Annotated in this window: 1 protein-coding gene; it reads right to left on the minus strand. The window is 63.1% G+C overall.

Annotated features, from left to right (window positions below; translation table 11 throughout):
- Window positions 1-643, minus strand: a 643-nt coding sequence (locus tag RTY00_RS15850; RefSeq protein WP_312665086.1) for an NAD(P)-dependent oxidoreductase, incomplete at both ends; no start/stop codon positions are given.

Here is a 643-nt window from a genome sequence, read left to right on the forward strand (position 1 = left end):
GTAGGCGCTGTGATCGTCGAGGCTGCAGTGCGGTGTCATCACCACGCCGGGCGTGTGCCACAGCGGGTCGTCGGCGGGTAACGGCTCTTGCGGATAGACATCCAGCACCGCGCCAGCCAGTTCGCCTGCGTTGAGTTTTTCGCGCATCGCGCTGTAATCAAACACATCGGCGCGGCCAACAATCACGATGCCCGCGCGTACGGGCAGCAGATCGAAGCGGCGGCGATCGAACAGATTGTGGGTTTGTGGCGTCAGCGGCAGCGTCGACACCACCACATCCACCTGCGGCAGCACATCGTCGAGCGCGTCAATGCGGATGCAGCGCGCCACGTTGGCATCACACTGTCCGCTGCGCGTCACGCCAATCACGCGATAGCCTTGCGCGGTGAGCAGTTTTGCCGCTGCGGCGCCAATGCCGCCAACGCCCAGCAGCAGCACAGTTTTGCCGCGTGCACAGCCGCCAAAGGTTGGACGCCAGACACGCTGCGCCTGATCCTGCAGAAAACCGGGAATGCCGAAGTTGAACATTAGCGCCGCCATCAAAATGAACTCGGCACCTTTATCGCCGTGCACACCAGAGGCATTGGTGAGCGTCACGCCCTGCGGCCAGTGCGCCAGCCACTGTTCAACACCCGCCGACATC

It is taken from the genome of Pantoea sp. CTOTU49201, assembly GCF_032054795.1.
Taxonomy (GTDB): Bacteria; Pseudomonadota; Gammaproteobacteria; order Enterobacterales; family Enterobacteriaceae; genus Pantoea; species Pantoea symbiotica.